Source organism: Collinsella sp. Sow4_D11 (genome assembly GCF_052116465.1).
Classification (GTDB): domain Bacteria; phylum Actinomycetota; class Coriobacteriia; order Coriobacteriales; family Coriobacteriaceae; genus Collinsella.
This window is the reverse complement of record NZ_JBQKLA010000008.1, coordinates 1-16,811: the sequence shown is the minus strand read 5'-3', so window position 1 is coordinate 16,811 and position 16,811 is coordinate 1. Positions and strand designations below refer to the sequence as shown.

Below are 16,811 nucleotides of genomic sequence, written 5' to 3'. Positions count from 1 at the left end.
AAAGCTGACCATCGCGGCCATCTTTGGTGCCATGGGCCCTGGCCTTCTGGCGGCGCTTTCGGGCAATGACGCCGGCGGCATCGCCACGTATTCCAGCGCCGGTGCCAGCTATGGTTACAAGATGCTCTGGATGCTTCCCGTCATGACCGTGCTGCTCATCGTGACGCAGGAGACCGCGGCGCGTTGCGGCTGCGTGACGGGCAAGGGCCTGGCCTCGCTCATTCGCGAGCGCTTTGGCGTGCGCAAGAGCGTGCTGGCCATGGCGGCGCTGCTGATTGCCAACACAGCCGTGACCATTTCGGAGTTTGCGGGTATCGCGAGCGGCCTTGCCCTCTTTGGCGTGCCGGCGAGCATCTCGGTGCCGCTTGTGGCGCTGATGGTTTGGATGCTTACCATGTCGGGTAGCTTCCAGCGCATCGAGAAGATTCTGTTGCTGGTGAGCTGCGTGTTTGTGACCTACATTGTCGCTGCAATTATGGCTGGTCCCAGTTGGGGCGAGGTAGCGGTCGATCTGGTTGTACCCAACATTCAAAATGACCCCAGCTACGTGTCGCTTGTGGTCGCGACGATCGGTACCACCATCGCGCCCTGGATGATTTTCCTGGCACAGAACAACGTGGTCGATAAGAATGCGGGCGAGGACGATATCGTGTTGCAGCGCATCGATACCGTGAGCGGCTCGATTGCCGCCGATGTCATTGCCGGTTTTATTATCATCACGACCGGTACGGTATTGTTCCCCGCGGGCATTCAGATTAGCGATGCTGCAGACGCTGCCCGCGCGCTGGAGCCCATTGCGGGCCAGTGGTCCACGGTGCTGTTTGCCTCGGGCCTGGTCGCGGCGAGCTTCTTGGCCGCCTGCGTGCTGCCGGGCGTTACATCCAGCGCTATCTGCGAGGCGTTTGGCTGGGAGCGCGGTGCCGATCGCAGCTGGGACGAGGCCCCGGTCTATCGCGGCATCATTACGGCAATCATTGGCATTTCTGCCGTGCTGGTGCTCATGCCCGGCGTCGACCTGTTCCAGATTATGATGACCTCGCAAGTCATCAACGGCGTGTTGCTGCCCGTGGTTCTGGTGTTCCAGGTGGTTATTGCCGCCGATCGACACATTATGGGCGCCAACCGCAACGGCCGTGTGTGGAATGTGCTCACTTGGGCGACTATCGGCGTTATTACGGTGCTGACGGTCGTCATGTTTGTTCTGCAAGCGATGGGTTACAGCGCGTAGCACCTCTCTTGGACTCTAAACAGGCCGCTGCCATGGGCTGCGGCCTGTTTTTGTCTGCTATAGGGTGCTAGTTATATACCGATGTGCAGCTATAAAGCCGCCTCTGGGGTGAATTAACAGCCCAGAGGCGGCTTTGTAAGTCGCGGAAGTGGTCCCAAGTGCCGGATTGTAAGCAGATTTGGCTGTGCGTTACTTGTCGGTGCCTAGCTTGTGCGGTTTGTAGGCGAGGGCGTTGACGAGTGCCTCGGCAGCGGATTTGACAGCCGCCGGCTGCGGATCGTTAACGTGGTCCTCGGGGTGCACGGGTAGGTCCTTCTTGACGGCATCGTGGATGAGCTTAAGGTACTCGGTCACGCCGGTAGTCGACAGGTGCGTGCCGTCGCCATCGAACAGGTCGTTGCGATTTGTGCTGTATCCGTACCAGTCGATAACACGCACGTTTTTATAGCGCTTGGCGGCGTTGGCAATGGCTTGGTTCGTGGACCCGACCCACGGCTGCGGGCTGCGCGTGTTTACAAACACGACAATACGCTGATCACCGGCGTCGGCCATGATCGCGTCGACCTGGGCGTCCGTTACCAAACCGTTGGTGCCCAGGGCAAAGACCACGATCTTGCCGGCAAGGTTCTGCTGGATATAGCCCTCAAATGTCGCGCGGCCCGCATCAAACTGGCGGCCCTTTTCGGCATCGATGTGGCTGTGCGGGAACACGCCGTCAAAGGCATCGACGGCGCGCAGGGACACGGAGTCGCCAATCATTAGCAGGTCGTAGGCTCCGTCGGGGAAGCCGTCGTCGTCTTTGTCGGAGTCGTCGGCCGCCTGTTGATCTTGAGGCTTTGCATTTTTGGCCTCCTTGTTTAGGATTTCGGCGCCCTCGCCGCTCAGCGCGGATGTGTCGGGCACAAAGACCAGGCCGCCCAGCGCCACAACAAGCACGACGGCGCAAACGGCGCAGGTGGGGACATGTGCGCGCATCCAGCCGGCGGGCGTGGTGGTGCCGTCGCGGAGCTCGGAAACGGTGCGCCCAAAAGCGCCCTTCCTAAACGGCGTTTCGATAAAGCGATAGGAGCACTCGGCCACGGCGACCACCAACAACACCTGCAAAATGTAGTGCCACCAGGGCGTGTCGTTAATGTTGGCGACCGGGTTCATAAGCAGCAGCAGCGGATAATGCCACAGGTAGATGCTGTAGGAGCGCTTGCCGATCCATACGAGCGGCTCGGCGGCCAAGGCCCGTGCGACCATGCCCTGGGGCTGCACGCATGCCGCGATAACCATCAGTGTGAGGATGGAGCACAGCAGCGTGCCTCCGCGATACTGAAACGCGGTATAGCCGTTGGTGAGCGCGACCATGGCGGCGAGTCTGACCAGGCCAACGACGCCCATCAAATCGATGGATGCGGGGGAGGACCAAAAGCGTGCGAGCTCACTTGGCTTTGTCGTGGCGGCCTCGGCGGTGTCGCTCTTTGACTTGCCGTGCTTGGCGGCGCCGGCCAGTCGGTCGAGCCCCAGATGGCGGACAAGGCGCGCAGGCGCCAGGTCGCGGTCGGGGATAAAGGCCATCCAGGCGCCCAGCAGCAACGAGAACACGCGGGTGTCGGTGCCGTAGTACACGCGGCTGGGGTCGGTGGCGGGGTTGTAGAGCACCATCATGGCGACGGCGGATACCGCGGCGAGGCCCAGGACCACGCGGCGCGTGTTGGGCTTGCTCATGTGCACCGACACCATGGCGAGCAGCAGCGGCGGCCAAATAAGATAGAACTGTTCCTCGATGGCAAGCGACCAAAAGTGCGTGAGCGGAGAGGGGTCGCCCAGGGCGTTAAAGTACGAAACGTCCTGCATAATCTGCCACCAGTTATTAAAGAACAGCAGCGACGGCAGGATGTCGGGGCGCATCTTGGTGAGCATCACATGGTTAAAGACAGTGCACAGTGCGCAGGTCACCACCACGACGGTTACCACGGCGGGGAACAGGCGACGGATGCGGCGGATCCAGAAGCTCTTGAGATCGATACGACCGGTCTTTGCGATTTCGTTGAGGAGCAGGCGCGTGATCAAGTATCCCGAGAGCACAAAGAAGATCGTGACGCCGAGCAGGCCGCCCTGAGCCCACGTGAGGTTGAGGTGATAGAGCACCACCGCGACAACGGCGAGCGTGCGAAGGCCGTCGAGGGCGGGGATGTAGCGAGATTTGGGACGCGTGGGCGCCTGTTCTTTTGCGGCGCTGTCGGTGCGGGCGCCCTTGTTGGCGGGCGAGCGATGGGAGCCTGCAGCGCGGCGCGGCTCGGTGGTTTGGCGGTTAGTGCGCGAACGTTCGTGCGGCGCTTGTTGATCGCTCGCATGGCGTGAGCTGCGCGAGCTCGATCGCGGGAATTGTTCCATAAAACATCATCCAATGACGAGAATAATCAGCACGCTTTCATTGTAGCCGCCTACTCCTGTGAATGCTTGCTGCTGGCGTAAGCTCAAGCGCGCGTCCACATCAAAGTGAACTAAAGTTATAGAGGTGCGAGAGTGCACGATTGACGGCCGATAGCGGGTGCAGAGCCCGCGGACGAGGAGGTTTCCATGGCAGATTGCGGCATCGTTGCGGTGTTCGGCAGCATGAACATGGACCTTTCGGTGGCGTGCGAGCGCATGCCGCGTGCGGGCGAGACCGTCGGCGGCAGCGGGTTTATCACCAACGCCGGCGGCAAAGGCGCCAACCAGGCCGTAGCAGCTGCGCGCATGGGTGCGCGCACGTGCATGATCGGCGCGGTCGGCCGCGACGCGTTTGGCTCGTCGCTCGTGGCGGGGCTCCAAGATGCTGGCGTGGACTGTGACTTTGTGGCGCGCCGCGACGACGTGGAGACGGGAACGGCGACCATCATTCGCTGTGAGGGCGATAACCGCATCGTGCTGTCGCCGGGCGCCAACCATGCACTTGCGGGCGAGGACGTTGCCCGCGCGCTGAGGCGTCTGGTGACCGATGAGCTCGATGGCAACGCCAGCGAGATTGCCCCGGCTGCCGGAAGCGTCTTTATCGCCCAGGGCGAATGTGACCTTGCAGCGACGGCCGAGGCGCTTGTTTGCGCTCGCGAGCTGGGGTTCTATACGGTCTTTAATCCAGCGCCTGCCTGCGATTTGCCTGCGGAGGTCTGGCCTGCGGTCGACCTGGTCTGTCCCAACGAGACTGAGTGCCAGGTACTGACGGGCATCTTGCCTGCAGACGATGCGAGCTGCGTCGCGGCGCTCAATGCCTTGCTCGCCAAGGGTGCCGGCGCCGCGGTCATCACGCTGGGCGGCGCCGGCTCGGTTACGCTCGGCGACGACGGCGAGCTGCTGCGCATGCCGGCGCTTTCGAGCGCGGTGGTCGATACGACGGCCGCGGGCGATACATTTATCGGTGCGCTTGCCGCGGCTCGTTTGGAGGGCTTGCCACTCTTTGAGTGCATGGCCGCGGGTGCTCGCGCCTCGGCAGTGACGGTGTCGCGCCTGGGCGCGCAGCAGTCGATTCCCACGCGCGCCGAAGTTGAGCGCGTGTTTGATTTAGACGATTTAGTACAAGACGGAGAAGCGGAGTAGAACAATGGCAACCAAGAAGCTGATCCTTGATCTGGATATGGGTGTGGACGATGCGATGGCGCTTGCCTATGCCATCGCGAGCCCCGAGGTTGAGCTCGTGGGCATTACCACGTGTTTTGGCAACGTGCGCGTCGACCAGTCGGCGCGCAACTGCCTGGCGGTGCTCGACTTGTTGGGCCGTCCCGAGGTGCCGGTGTACCTGGGTGCCGACCGTCCTCTGCAGGCGACTGAGCCCTATACGCCGCCGGCGTCCACCGCGCTCATCCACGGCAAGAACGGCATCGGCGGCGCGAGCGTGCCCGCGTCGCCCTACGAGCCGGTGGGGGCGACGTCGGTCGATGGCAACGCTGCGGTCGATTATCTAATCGATGCCGCGCGCACTTATGGTCCCGATCTGGTCTACGTAGCGACCGGCCCGCTCTCCAACCTGGCGCTTGCCCTGGAGCGCGATGCGACGGCGGTGATGTCTATCGGCCGCGTGGTGGTGATGGGCGGCGCCCTGACCGTGCCCGGCAACGTGAGCGCGGGCGCCGAGGCCAACATGGCAAGCGATTCCGAAGCGGCCGATGCCGTGCTGCGCTCGGGCCGCAAGCTCACCATGGTGGGTCTGGATGTGACGCATCGCGTGGTGCTTACACGCCGCGACATTGCCGGCTGGACGGGCTCGGGCACCATGGCGGGCTGCGCATTTGCGAGCATGGTCGAGCACTACATTGGCTCGTACGAGATGAACGCACCCTACCTGGGTGGTTGTGCGCTGCACGATCCGCTGGCCGTCGCCGTGGCGATCGACCCCACGCTCGTGGGTGCGCTCGGCTGCAACCTGCGTGTTGATCTGCTGGGCGAGTATCGCGGCCGCACCATTTGCGACGAGCATCGCCTGTCCGATCCGGACAAGAGCGCGCTTGTGGCGCTGACCGTGGATGCCCCGCGCTTCCTGTCCGAGTTCAAGACGCGCATGGCCCGTGTTCTTGGCTAAATGATTTCCGTGCCCCGCCCCATGTAGTCAATTTGGGACGGGGCTTTTTTAGCTACCGACTAAATGCGCCCGTTGGGGGAATAGTCGTGCCACTTCGCTTGACAACAGGCTAAACTAGCTCATAAACATTTACTATTCTGTTTAGATTGAATTTGCGGTCGTTTAGTTGTCGAGTCATCAAGTTGCGATGCTCCGCCACGGCCGTTGCTAGGGGGAACAATGGCCAAAGCAAGTGTTCGCGAGATCAGCCGCATCACCGGTTTTTCGCCTGCGACCGTGTCCAACGCGCTCAACCGCAAGCGCAGCGTGAGTGAAGAGACCGCCAAGGTCATCCTGGAGTGCGCGCAATCGCTTGGCTATCAGCAGTCGACGCAGCTCGAGAGCATTCAGTTTGTGCTCGCGCGCAAGACGGGCGCCATTCTGGACGAGAGCACCTTCCATCCCGCGGTCATCGAGGGCGTGGAGCGCCAGGCGCGTCGTCACGGCATGAGCACGAGCTTTGTCTCGCTCGACTTTAGCGACTTGGACGCCGTGCGTCCGCAGGTCGAGGGCCTGATCGCCGATCCGTCCGCCGCTATCGTGCTGATGGGTACCGAGCTGGGCGAGGAAGACTACGCCCTGTTTGCCAACGCTGCCGCCCACCTGATCGTGCTCGATGGCTGGAGCGATCGTCAGTACTTCGATGCCGTGGTCATTGCCAACACCGACTCGGTGCTGCGCGCCGTGGATCACCTCATCGAGAAAGGTCACAGGCAGATCGGCTATCTGGCAGGCGACCTTCGCATCCGCAACTTTAAGGATCGCGAGCGCGGCTATCGCCAAGCGCTTGAGGACGCAGACCTTGAGGCCAACCCGACATGGCGCGTTACGCTGGGCACCACGCTCGAGGGCGCCTATCGCGACATGGGCGCATGGCTCGACAGCGTCTCGCGCGACGACCTGCCGACGGCTTTCTTTGCCGAAAACGACGTGCTCGCCGTTGGTGCCATGCGCGCGCTCAACGAGCACGGTATTCGCGTGCCCGAGGATGTCTCGATTATCGGCTTTGACGATCTGTCTTTGGGCGCCTTCTCCAACCCGCCGCTCACCACGGTGCACGTTCCCAAGCACGAGGTGGGCGAGATCGCGGTGCGCCGCCTGGTGGGCAACATTCGCAATCCCAAGAGCTATACCTGCAAGACAGCCGTATCGACCTATTTTGTCGAGCGTCAGAGCGTGCGTGAGATCTAGGCAAAGGCAACGCCGGGCCGCAGGGCGGCAAAGCTCGCTAAGGCAGAAAAATAACGTCATCCATAAGGGGTCCTTCGGGGCCCTCTTTTTGTTGCCCTTGTATGTTCAGTTTGTTTACATACCGTTTAGGCTGATTTCTCTACCGTCCACGGGTATTTCGCGTTAAACTTCTAAACACTGGAGTAAAACATTTAGTAAACAGAACAAAACGAAACATGCGTCTGTTTACTGAACATGTGATTAGGGGAGGACGTACATGGACAAGATCAAGCTCGGTTTTGTGCCCACGCGCCGCAGTATCTTTAGCGCGCCGGACGCAATTAAGTATCGCGGCCTGACGGCTGATCGCCTGCGCGAGATCGGCGTCGACATCGTGGATATCGACGACATCAATGACGAGGGCCTGCTGTTCGACGACAGCCACATTGAGCCTATCGTCAAGAAGTTCCGCGCCGAGGGCGTCGATGGCATTATGCTGTGCCACGCCAACTTTGGCACCGAGTACGTTTGCGCTCGCCTTGCCCGCGAGCTCGGCCTACCCGTGCTGCTGTGGGGCCCGCGCGACGAGCGCCCCGAGCCCGACGGCACCCGCCTGCGCGATAGCCAGTGCGGCCTGTTCGCCACCGGCAAGGTCCTGCGCCGCTTCCAGGTTCCCTTCACCTACATGACCAACTGCCGCCTGACCGATCCCGAGTTCGAGCGCGGCGTTTGGGACTTCTTGGCCGTGTGCAACGTGGTCAAGACCTTCAAGCACACCCGCATCCTGCAGATGGCCACCCGTCCGTTCGACTTCTGGTCGACCATGTGCAACGAGGGCGAGCTGCTCGAGAAGATCAACATCCAACTTTCGCCCATTCCCATGACCGAGCTTGTCCAGGCCGTGCGCGACGCCCAGGCCGACGAGCAGGCCATGGCTACCATGCTTGCCCACATCAACGACAGCTTTGAGATCTGCATCCCCGAGGATAAGGTTCCCGCGGTCGCCGGTCTTGCCATCGCCATGAAGCGCCTGGTCGAGAAGTACGGTTGCAACGCCGGCGCCATTCAGTGCTGGAACGCTCTGCAGGACGAGCTGGGCATTATGCCCTGCGCCGCCAACGCCATCCTCAACGAGATGGGCATTCCTATCGTATGCGAGACCGATATCCACGGCGCCATCACCGCACTGATGGTCGAGGCCGCCGACCTGGGCCGTCACCGCGGCATGTTCGCCGACTGGACTGTGCGCCATCCCGATAACGAGAACGGCGAGCTGCTGCAGCACTGCGGCCCCTGGCCCTGCAGCTGCGCGGCCGTCAAGCCCAAGCTCACCTATCCGCTGGCTTTCGATCACCCCGGCGCGCTGACGGCCGAGGCCAAGCACGGCGATCTCACCCTTGCCCGCTTTGACGGCGACAACGGCGAGTACTCGCTGCTGCTGGGCAACGCTCGCGGCATCGACGGCCCGGCTGGCATGGGCACCTACCTATGGGTCGAGGTCGACAACCTCAAGCGCCTCGAGGCCAAAATCGTCGAGGGTCCCTACATCCACCACTGCGTCGCTATTCACGCCAACGTGGTGCCGGTGCTCTACGAGGCGTGCAAGTACCTCGGCATTGCCCCCGACCTGTACGACCCCATCGAAGAAGACGTTAAAGCCTACCTGCGAGGAGAGTAGAAATGGCAACTATCGAAGAGCTTGAGTCCCTGCGTTGGGACCTTCGCCGCGATTGCGTCGATATCATCATGGCTGGCGCTGGCGGCCACATCGGCGGTGACATGTCGGTGATCGACGCCCTCATGACCCTCTATGCCAACCACCTCAACATTTCACCCGAGACCGTCGACGATCCCAACCGCGACCGCTTCGTGCTCTCCAAGGGCCACGCCATGGAAGCCTACTACGCGGTGCTCTGCCACGAGGGCTATCTTGACCTCGATGACGTCAAGGCCCGCTTCTCCAAGTTCGGCAGCCCCTACATCGGCCACCCCAACAACAAGCTCAAGGGCATCGAGATGAACTCGGGCTCGCTGGGTCACGGCCTGCCGGTGGCCGTGGGCATGGCGCTCGCCGGCAAGATGGACGGCCGCGACTACCGCGTCTACACCATCATGGGCGACGGGGAACTTGCCGAGGGATCGGTCTGGGAGGGCGCCATGAGCGGCGGCAACTACCAGCTCGATAACCTGTGCGCACTCGTGGACCGCAACCGCCTGCAGATCAGCGGCAGTACCGAGGATGTTATGAAGCAGGACTCGCAGGAGGAGCGCTGGGCCGCCTTCGGTTGGAACGTGCTCTCCATTCCGGGCAACGACGTCCGGGCCATCGACGCCGCGCTGACGCTTGCGGCCGAGACCTGCGGCAAGCCCACGGTCATCATCCTCAATACGGTGAAGGGCTATGGCTCGCCTGTTATGGAGGACAAGGCCGCCTGGCACCATCACCTGCCCAACGATGAGGAATATGCCCAGATCATCGCCGATTTCGCTGCCCATAAGGAGGCCGTCAATGGCTAACAAGATCGCCAATCGCAAGGTTATCTGCGACACGCTGCTCGAGGCCGCGAAGACCGATAAGGACATCGTCGTCCTATGCTCCGACTCCCGCGGCTCCGCATCGCTCACGCCGTTCTTTGATCAGTATCCCCAACAGTCCGTCGAGGTCGGCATTGCCGAGCAGGACCTGGTGAGCATCGCCGCCGGCATGGCTTCGTGCGGAAAGAAGGCCTGGGCCGCCTCGCCGGCGTCCTTTGTGACCACGCGCTCGTATGAGCAGTGCAAGGTTGATGTCTCGTACTCCAACACCAACGTCAAGCTCATCGGCATCTCGGGCGGCGTGTCCTACGGCGCCCTGGGTATGAGCCACCACTCCGCGCAGGATATCGCCGCTATGAGTGCGATTCCCAACATGCGCGTGTATCTGCCGAGCGACCGCTTCCAGACCGCCGAGCTCGTGCGGGCCCTGGTCGCCGACAACAAGCCGGCCTACATTCGCGTGGGCCGCAACCCGGTCGAGGACGTGTATACAGAGGACGAGTGCCCGTTCCAGATGGATCGCGCCACCTGGGTGCGTCGCGGCACCGATGTGACGCTCGTCGCCACCGGCGAGATGGTCCGCCATGCCGTGGACGCTGCCGACCTGCTGGCCGAGCAGGGCATCTCGGCAACGGTGCTCGACATGTATTGCGTCAAGCCGCTTGACGCCGAGGCCGTGATTGAGGCTGCCGGTGCCACGCGCGCCGTCGTGACGGTCGAGGAGCACAGCCCCTTCGGCGGCCTGGGTTCTATGGTCGCGCAGGTGGTGGGCGAGCATTGCCCGCGTCCGGTCAAGTGCCTCTCCCTGCCCGACGCACCGGTCATCACCGGCACGAGCCCCGAGGTCTTCGCACACTACGGCCTGACGGGTGCCGGAATTGCGCAGACCGTCGCCGAGTTCCTCGGCAACTAGTAGATACAGACGCTGCGCGGCCGCCAAGCACCGCACCTTGCCGTTCAAACCGTCGCTTGCGTACGCAAAGTACGCGGCGCTCCTCTTTCACGGCAATCTGCGGCACTTGACGGCCGCTCGCTCCTTGTCCGCCAGTCGTCTTTGATTTGGCGGAAGGAATGGGAGAGTACATGAGCAAATACATCATCGGAATCGATCAATCCACGCAGGGCACCAAGGCACTGCTGGTGGACGAGGGCGGCCATTTGATTCATCGTGCCGATCGCTCGCATCGCCAGATTGTCAACGAGGCCGGTTGGGTGAGCCATGATCCGGCCGAGATTGCCGCCAACGTGTTGGCCGTGGCGCGTGCCGTGGTGGAGGAGACCGGGGTCGACCCTGCCGACATCGCCGGCATCGGCATCTCCAACCAGCGCGAGACCACCGTTGCCTGGAACCGCGCGACGGGCGAGCCGCTGTGCGACGCCGTAGTGTGGCAGTGCGCCCGCGCCCGCGAGCTTTGCGACAAGCTGGCCGCGCGCGAGGGTGTGGCCGAGCTGGTGCGCGACACGACGGGCCTGGTGCTCTCGCCCTACTACCCGGCGGGCAAGATGGCTTGGATCCTCGCGAACGTTCCCGCTGCTGTCGAGGCTGCCGCGGCAGGCGAGCTGTGTCTGGGCACCATCGATGCCTGGGTGGTCTGGACGCTCACGGGCGGCGCGGAGTTTCGCTGCGACTGGTCCAACGCCAGCCGCACGCAGCTCTTTGACCTGCGCCGTGGCTGCTGGAGCGAGCCGGTGTGCGAGGCCTTTGGCGTCGACGTGGCCTGCCTGCCGCAGGTGACCGATTCCGATGGCCTGTTCGGCATGACGGACCTGGGCGGCTTTTTGCCGGCACCCGTGCCCATTCACGGCGTGCTGGGCGACAGCCATGCCGCCTTGTTCGCGCAGGGCTGCCATAGCCGCGGCATGGCCAAAGCGACCTATGGCACCGGCAGCTCGGTCATGCCGAACGTCGGCGACGAGTTTGTCGCCAGCTCGCACGGGCTTTCGAGCTCGCTCGCATGGCGTATGGACGGCGTGACCGAGTACGTGCTCGAGGGCAACGTGAGCTACGCCGGCGCCGTCAAGACGTGGCTGCGCGACGATCTGGAACTCATCAATAACCCCGAGGAAGTTACCGACCTGTGTTACGCCGCCAATCCGGCGAGCCGCGTCTACTTTGTGCCGGCGTTTACCGGTTTGGGCGCGCCGCACTGGGCGAGTGACGCCGAGGGCTGCGTCTTTGGCATGACGCGCACCACGGGTCGCGCGGAGTTCGTGAAGGCCGCCGACGAGTCGATCGCCTATCAGATCTTTGACGTGATCGATGCGATGGTCGAGGATTCGGGTGCAACGTTGGCCGAGCTTCGTGTTGACGGCGGTCCCACGCGCGACGCGTACCTGATGCAGTTTGAGAGCGACTTGGTTGGCTCGCCCATCCGCATCGCGAGCAACGACGAGATGAGCGGCCTGGGTGCGGCCTGGGCCTGCGGCATCGCGCTGGGCATGTACACGCGCGATGTCGTCGATGTCTACGGCGCCCGCGGCATCGTGGAGCCGTCGATGCCCGCTGACGAACGCGCCAAAAAGATCGCCGGCTGGCGCCACGCCGTCGAGGCGACGATTGCGTACGAGTGACGCCTTGGGGCGATGTTACGGAGCGCTATTCGTGCCGATAGGTGAAGATGCGAACGAGAGAGTGATGTGATGCGGTAGAGTCCAACGCGTCGAATGATGGTCTACGTATGTGGGATTCTATTCCTGAGCTGCGGCGTTGTAATGAATGCACGCACGGGGCTTGGTGTAGCGCCCATGAGTACGGTGCCGTACCTGATGTATATCATCGAGGGTTTGAGCCTCGGTACGGCATCGTTTATCGTGTATTGCGTATTCGTGGTTGCCCAGCTTCTCCTGGTGCGCTACCCGGATGTCAAGATTCTCTTGCAGATACCCGTCAGTCTGCTGTTTAGCGTTTTCATCGACGTGCTGGATATCTGGCTGTTTCCATTTACCGCAACGGGACTCATCGATGGCTTGGTCATGCTGATCATCGCCGTATCGTTCACAGCGCTCGGCGTGACGCCGATCGTCTCCGCGCGGCTCGTTCCCGTTGCGCCCGACGGCATGGTGCAGACGCTCTCCCAGGTGTTTCACTGTGAATTTGGTAAGGCGAAGTATTTCTTTGACGGGAGCTGTGTGGGCATCTCACTGGTCTACGGGCTTGTGCGTACGGGTGCTGCGGTGGGCATCGGTATCGGCACCGTAGCCGCCGCGCTCCTGGCGGGCGGTATCTGCACGTTTTGGGGTCGTCTGCTCAACCGCAGGCTCATGGCCTTTATGGAAGAGCCTGCGAGCATGTAGACGCATTGAGCGAGAGGGGAGCGGCCATGAGGCAGCTGTTTGGAATTGATATCGGCGGAACGAGCGTCAAATGGGCGATTGTGAATGAGAACTACGAGTTTGGTGACCGTGGTTCGATTCCGACGGCGTTCATCTCGGCCGATCAGCTGGTCGACGCGCTCGCGGCACTCGTAGGGCCGTATCGCGGACAGGTTGTAGGCGTGGGCATCTCGGCCCCAGGTGGCATCTTCGGTTACGAGGTCGATCCAGACGGGACGATCCATCGCGGTGGTGCGCTGCCGTACATGGACGGGTTTCCGCTTGGCCGAGCGCTGCGCGAACGGCTGGGGCTGCCCGTGACCGTTGTCAACGACGGCAAAAGCTGTGCGCTTGGCGAGTACGCTGCCGGCGCGTTGCGCGGCGTGGACGTGGGTTGCGTGGCGGTAATCGGTACGGGCATCGGCGGAGGCATCGTGGTTGACGGCCGGGTGCTGACAGGTGCGGGCGGCTTCGCGGGCGAGTTCAGCTTCCTGTCCAACAACGTAAGCGAACCGCTTGATCATCGTGATACGTTCGCGACTTCGAGCGGATGGCACGGCCTGCAGAATCTCGTGGCAGTCGAACTTGGCATTTCGGATGAAGCTGAACTGGAGGCCCTCGATGGCCGACGGATCTTCGAGCTACTGGAGCATGGGAGCGCGTCCGAAGTCGCCGCCGTGCAGCGCGGATTGGATACCTATGCTGAGCTGTTTGATCGTGTGCTTGTGAATCTGCAGTGCGTCATCGACCCGGCAGTCTTCGCGATTGGTGGTGGCATCAGCTGCCATCCCGCGCTGTTCGAGGCGCTCGACCGTAAGATGGATGACGTCATGGCGCACTACACTGGTTTTCTGAAAGATATGCCTCGTCCGCACGTGGTCCCGGCGCAGCTGGGTAACGACGCCAATATCTACGGTGCCGTCGCAACTTGTTTGCAGGTGCTGTAAGTGCAGGCCATCTATTGGTCTGGTGGCGATTACAGTTGCTGCCGGGTTTTTGGCTGTTGAGCTGCTCGCACGCTCTGCATTGCGGACGACGCAGCATCAATAGGTGAGGGGTCAGAAAACTAGATGCTGAACGGTCGATATTATCGGCTGCGCGGCGCCCCGTCCCAAAGTAGTCATTTGGGACGGGGCTTTTTTGACTGCTATCATGGGTGGGATTGTTGCGACCAGCTAAAAGAGCCCTGTCCCAAATTGACTACCGAGAGGATCTGCCATGGAGCGCATCGCGAGCTTTTCCGTTGACCATTTGCTGCTTGAGCCCGGCGTGTATGTGAGCCGCATCGACCGCGATCCGGCGACCGCCGCTGTCGTTACCACCTTTGACCTGCGCCTGACCACGCCCAACAAGGAGCCGGTCATGAACACGGCAGAGTGCCACACCATCGAGCACCTAGGCGCGACATTCCTTCGCAACCATGCCGAGTGGTCGAGCCGCATTGTCTACTTTGGCCCCATGGGCTGCCGCACGGGCTTTTATCTGGTCGTTTTTGGTGAGGTGACGAGCGAGGATATCCTGCCGCTCGTGCGTGAGTTGTTTGAGTTTGTCGCCGACTTTGAGGGCGATGTCCCCGGAGCCGCTCCCGAGGAGTGCGGCAACTACCTGGACCAGAACCTTCCCATGGCAAACTGGCTCGCGCGCCGCTACCTCGACCGCGACCTGGCCGATATCGACGAGAAGCACCTGCACTATCAGCAGGCGTAAGGGTTTTATCGCCCAAAACGCGCGCATTGGGCGCCTTCGCTTATGCGGGGGCGCCTTTTTGTTGAGTGGTCTGGACGAGCGTTCAAAATCGCTCATGTTTGTTCTAGAATGTTCGTATAGTCACATTTACGAACAGGAGTGAACATGCATATCTACTCTGTCAACGATCCCGAGTTCAAGTCCTATGGCCGCGTGTGGGATGACGTCCCGTCCAGCCTGACCGCCCCGCTCGTCGAGGCGCTCTCCGCAACGCCCATCCCCGAGGGCAGCAAGTACGTGGCCTCCGCGCCTGAGCTGGAGCAGGTCGAGGGCGCCGATGCGCTCGGCCTGCTCATGTATGGCGGCCGTCCGTTCCAGCTGGGCTGGTGCAACGGCCACAACACGAAGCTCAACTGCTTGGAGTATCACCGCGCGAGCGAGTTCAACCTGGGTGCTCGCGACTTTATTCTGCTGCTCGCCAAGCGTGAGCAGATTGTCGACGGCAAGCTCGACACCGCGCAGGTCAAGGCGTTCCGCGCGCCCGCCGGCACGCTCGTCGAGGTCTACGCCACCACGTTGCACTACACGCCGTGCATGGTCGACGACGGTGGCTTCCAGGTGATGGTTGCGCTGCCCGCCGGCACCAACGGTCCGCGCCCCGAGGCTGCGGCCGACATGCCCGCGGCCGGTGATAGCTACTGCTACTGGAAGGCCGACAAGTGGGTTCTCTGCCACGCAGATAGTCCCAAGGCTGCCGAGGGCGGCTACGTAGGTCTCGTCGGCAAGAACCTCGACATCACCGTGGACTAGGGTCTTCCGTCTCAATCTGTAACAGTTGGCGCGCTAAATCGTCTCTATCTGTTACAGATCAAGACGAACCACGGGGGCCGCCCGAACAATCTCAATCTGTAACGCCAAGCCCGGTTTTGACGGCCTAACTGTTACAGATCGAGACAAGCGGGCCCAACCCACCACAAAGGTGCCTGTCCCCTTTGCGGTGGTTGCCTAGAGCTGGCTGCGCAGGTAATCGGCCATATAGGGGACGGCGAAGCGCACGTAGCCGCGGCGCGCCTGCTCGATAACGCCGGCGTCGATGAGGCGCCGGCGATACTTTTGCGCATAGTCGGGTGTGACTGACATGCGCTTCGCAACATCAGAAATGCGAGACACAGCGTCTTCGTCATCAGTCATTGCGGAGAGAAACGCGACGTCTTGGTCTGACAGCGCGGCGAGCGTCGTTTCGCACACATCGTTTTCGAAATCGACTTTCGACGCCTCGATGGCTCCGTCGATTAACCCTTGCGTCGCACGTTCGCCTGTCCTGCAGCGATTGGCGATGTTATAGCCGATGAGTTGTAGCATATAGGGCGAGCCTTGGGTTGCGCGAGCGGCACGGAGGCGAAGATCGCTTGGAATATCAAGGCCGAGCTCATCGAAAGCCCGCTGGTAATAGGTATCGACATCTCCGACCGAAAGTGGCTCGAGCGTGACCTTTCGAGCGCGGTTGAGAAATGTCAGCACACGGTCATTGAGTGTTGCGCAGACGGCTCCCGGAAGGCCCGCCATGACGAGCGCGACGTTGAGTCGTTCGCCGACCAGCTCTTGATAGGCGGTGACGAGCTGTCTGATCTCGGGTGAATTTGCTTGGAGCTCGTCGATGAGGATGAGGATGCCGTGCCCCTGCTCGGTCAGTTTGCGCGCGAGCTGCGTGAGCTTGAACTGAAAGCTCTTGGTCTCCTGCACGTCTCGTGTGAACTCGAGGCCTGCCGAGAGCCCGAAAACACTTAGGCTGCCGCTCGCGAGTTTGGGAAGGCGGCGTTTGTTGACGTAAGGTTTGCCTGCTTCTTGGATTTTCTCGACAATGCGCTCGAGCATATCCTCGGAGGCTACGGTAGGCGTGGCGACAACAAAGCCGAGCTTGCGTGCGCGGTCGGCAAGTTCCCACAGAAGAACTGTCTTGCCGCTGCCTCGCTGTCCAAGCATGAGCATGGCTCGGTCACGATTGCCCGGTTCCTGCTCAAGGCCGGATATGAATGTCGAAATTACAGTTTCGCGCCCGACGAGATAGGATGGGCGATTTCCAAATGAGGGGGAGAAGATGGTTTCAGTCATAAGTCTCCTTTCCTTTCTTTCCTATTTTTTCCTTTCTTTCCTATTCAGTCAAATGGTCTGCCACCCGAGGGCGCCTTCGCTCATATGACCCAATCCGCTGTCAAGAGCCACAATGGCCCCGCCGACCGCTTGCAATCGGTCGGCGGGGCCTGCCGTTGAACCCGTCCCGGTCCGCCCCCGGCATGT

General features: G+C 61.8%; 14 protein-coding genes. 12 read left to right on the top strand and 2 right to left on the bottom strand.

Annotated elements, in window-relative coordinates:
* Nucleotides 1-31 precede the first annotated feature (31 nt).
* Nucleotides 32-1,228, top strand: a complete 1,197-nt coding sequence (locus ACTQ40_RS04980) for an Nramp family divalent metal transporter (protein WP_427747655.1) — start codon at nucleotides 32-34, stop codon at nucleotides 1,226-1,228.
* 189 nt (nucleotides 1,229-1,417) lie between these two features.
* Here ACTQ40_RS04980 and ACTQ40_RS04975 read toward each other — a convergent pair whose 3' ends face one another.
* Entirely contained in the window at nucleotides 1,418-3,610 is a 2,193-nt protein-coding gene (locus ACTQ40_RS04975) for an acyltransferase family protein (RefSeq protein WP_441563490.1), read from the bottom strand.
* Nucleotides 3,611-3,796: 186 nt separating this feature from the next.
* On the opposite strand from ACTQ40_RS04975, the gene ACTQ40_RS04970 reads away from it, so the two are divergent.
* From ACTQ40_RS04970 to ACTQ40_RS04920, 11 genes are all read left to right on the top strand, one after another.
* Entirely contained in the window at nucleotides 3,797-4,792 is a 996-nt protein-coding gene (locus ACTQ40_RS04970) for a ribokinase (protein ID WP_441563489.1), read from the top strand.
* Nucleotides 4,793-4,796: 4 nt separating this feature from the next.
* Nucleotides 4,797-5,771 (top strand): nucleoside hydrolase, encoded by a 975-nt coding sequence (locus ACTQ40_RS04965; protein ID WP_441563488.1) that lies wholly within the window; start codon nucleotides 4,797-4,799, stop codon nucleotides 5,769-5,771.
* Nucleotides 5,772-5,990: 219 nt separating this feature from the next.
* Nucleotides 5,991-7,001 carry a LacI family DNA-binding transcriptional regulator gene (locus ACTQ40_RS04960; RefSeq protein WP_427793677.1) on the top strand — a complete coding sequence of 337 codons (1,011 nt, stop codon included), beginning with the start codon at nucleotides 5,991-5,993 and terminating at the stop codon, nucleotides 6,999-7,001.
* Nucleotides 7,002-7,257: 256 nt separating this feature from the next.
* Nucleotides 7,258-8,658 carry an L-fucose/L-arabinose isomerase family protein gene (locus ACTQ40_RS04955; RefSeq protein ID WP_441563487.1) on the top strand — a complete coding sequence of 467 codons (1,401 nt, stop codon included), beginning with the start codon at nucleotides 7,258-7,260 and terminating at the stop codon, nucleotides 8,656-8,658.
* A 2-nt stretch (nucleotides 8,659-8,660) separates the two neighbouring features.
* Nucleotides 8,661-9,497, top strand: coding sequence for a transketolase (locus ACTQ40_RS04950; protein WP_427718096.1), 837 nt, complete (start codon nucleotides 8,661-8,663; stop codon nucleotides 9,495-9,497).
* Nucleotides 9,490-10,428: a transketolase family protein gene (locus ACTQ40_RS04945; protein ID WP_427718099.1), complete on the top strand. Its 939-nt coding sequence runs from the start codon at nucleotides 9,490-9,492 to the stop codon at nucleotides 10,426-10,428. Before ACTQ40_RS04950 ends, ACTQ40_RS04945 begins: the two co-directional genes overlap by 8 nt.
* A 170-nt stretch (nucleotides 10,429-10,598) precedes the next feature.
* Nucleotides 10,599-12,086 (top strand): FGGY family carbohydrate kinase, encoded by a 1,488-nt coding sequence (locus ACTQ40_RS04940; protein WP_441563486.1) that lies wholly within the window; start codon nucleotides 10,599-10,601, stop codon nucleotides 12,084-12,086.
* Between the two features lie 93 nt (nucleotides 12,087-12,179).
* Nucleotides 12,180-12,809: a YczE/YyaS/YitT family protein gene (locus tag ACTQ40_RS04935; RefSeq protein WP_441563485.1), complete on the top strand. Its 630-nt coding sequence runs from the start codon at nucleotides 12,180-12,182 to the stop codon at nucleotides 12,807-12,809.
* 26 nt (nucleotides 12,810-12,835) lie between these two features.
* Entirely contained in the window at nucleotides 12,836-13,774 is a 939-nt protein-coding gene (locus ACTQ40_RS04930; RefSeq protein ID WP_441563484.1) for an ROK family protein, read from the top strand.
* Nucleotides 13,775-14,045: 271 nt separating this feature from the next.
* Entirely contained in the window at nucleotides 14,046-14,534 is a 489-nt protein-coding gene (locus ACTQ40_RS04925) for an S-ribosylhomocysteine lyase (protein WP_441563483.1), read from the top strand.
* Nucleotides 14,535-14,678: 144 nt separating this feature from the next.
* The gene (locus tag ACTQ40_RS04920) at nucleotides 14,679-15,323 is read left to right on the top strand and encodes a DUF4867 family protein (protein WP_441563482.1); all 645 of its coding nucleotides are present in this window, start codon (nucleotides 14,679-14,681) and stop codon (nucleotides 15,321-15,323) included.
* A gap of 195 nt (nucleotides 15,324-15,518) precedes the next feature.
* Here the strand turns inward: ACTQ40_RS04920 and ACTQ40_RS04915 are convergent, their stop codons facing one another.
* Nucleotides 15,519-16,625: an ATP-binding protein gene (locus tag ACTQ40_RS04915; RefSeq protein WP_117747030.1), complete on the bottom strand. Its 1,107-nt coding sequence runs from the start codon at nucleotides 16,623-16,625 to the stop codon at nucleotides 15,519-15,521.
* Nucleotides 16,626-16,811 lie beyond the last annotated feature (186 nt).

Coding starts and splice junctions, on each gene's coding strand:
- ACTQ40_RS04980 (WP_427747655.1), top strand. CDS start 32: ATGGGCCCTGGCCTTCTGGCGGCGCTTTCGGGCAATGACGCCGGCGGC.
- ACTQ40_RS04975 (WP_441563490.1), bottom strand. CDS start 3,610: ATGGAACAATTCCCGCGATCGAGCTCGCGCAGCTCACGCCATGCGAGC.
- ACTQ40_RS04970 (WP_441563489.1), top strand. CDS start 3,797: ATGGCAGATTGCGGCATCGTTGCGGTGTTCGGCAGCATGAACATGGAC.
- ACTQ40_RS04965 (WP_441563488.1), top strand. CDS start 4,797: ATGGCAACCAAGAAGCTGATCCTTGATCTGGATATGGGTGTGGACGAT.
- ACTQ40_RS04960 (WP_427793677.1), top strand. CDS start 5,991: ATGGCCAAAGCAAGTGTTCGCGAGATCAGCCGCATCACCGGTTTTTCG.
- ACTQ40_RS04955 (WP_441563487.1), top strand. CDS start 7,258: ATGGACAAGATCAAGCTCGGTTTTGTGCCCACGCGCCGCAGTATCTTT.
- ACTQ40_RS04950 (WP_427718096.1), top strand. CDS start 8,661: ATGGCAACTATCGAAGAGCTTGAGTCCCTGCGTTGGGACCTTCGCCGC.
- ACTQ40_RS04945 (WP_427718099.1), top strand. CDS start 9,490: ATGGCTAACAAGATCGCCAATCGCAAGGTTATCTGCGACACGCTGCTC.
- ACTQ40_RS04940 (WP_441563486.1), top strand. CDS start 10,599: ATGAGCAAATACATCATCGGAATCGATCAATCCACGCAGGGCACCAAG.
- ACTQ40_RS04935 (WP_441563485.1), top strand. CDS start 12,180: ATGATGGTCTACGTATGTGGGATTCTATTCCTGAGCTGCGGCGTTGTA.
- ACTQ40_RS04930 (WP_441563484.1), top strand. CDS start 12,836: ATGAGGCAGCTGTTTGGAATTGATATCGGCGGAACGAGCGTCAAATGG.
- ACTQ40_RS04925 (WP_441563483.1), top strand. CDS start 14,046: ATGGAGCGCATCGCGAGCTTTTCCGTTGACCATTTGCTGCTTGAGCCC.
- ACTQ40_RS04920 (WP_441563482.1), top strand. CDS start 14,679: ATGCATATCTACTCTGTCAACGATCCCGAGTTCAAGTCCTATGGCCGC.
- ACTQ40_RS04915 (WP_117747030.1), bottom strand. CDS start 16,625: ATGACTGAAACCATCTTCTCCCCCTCATTTGGAAATCGCCCATCCTAT.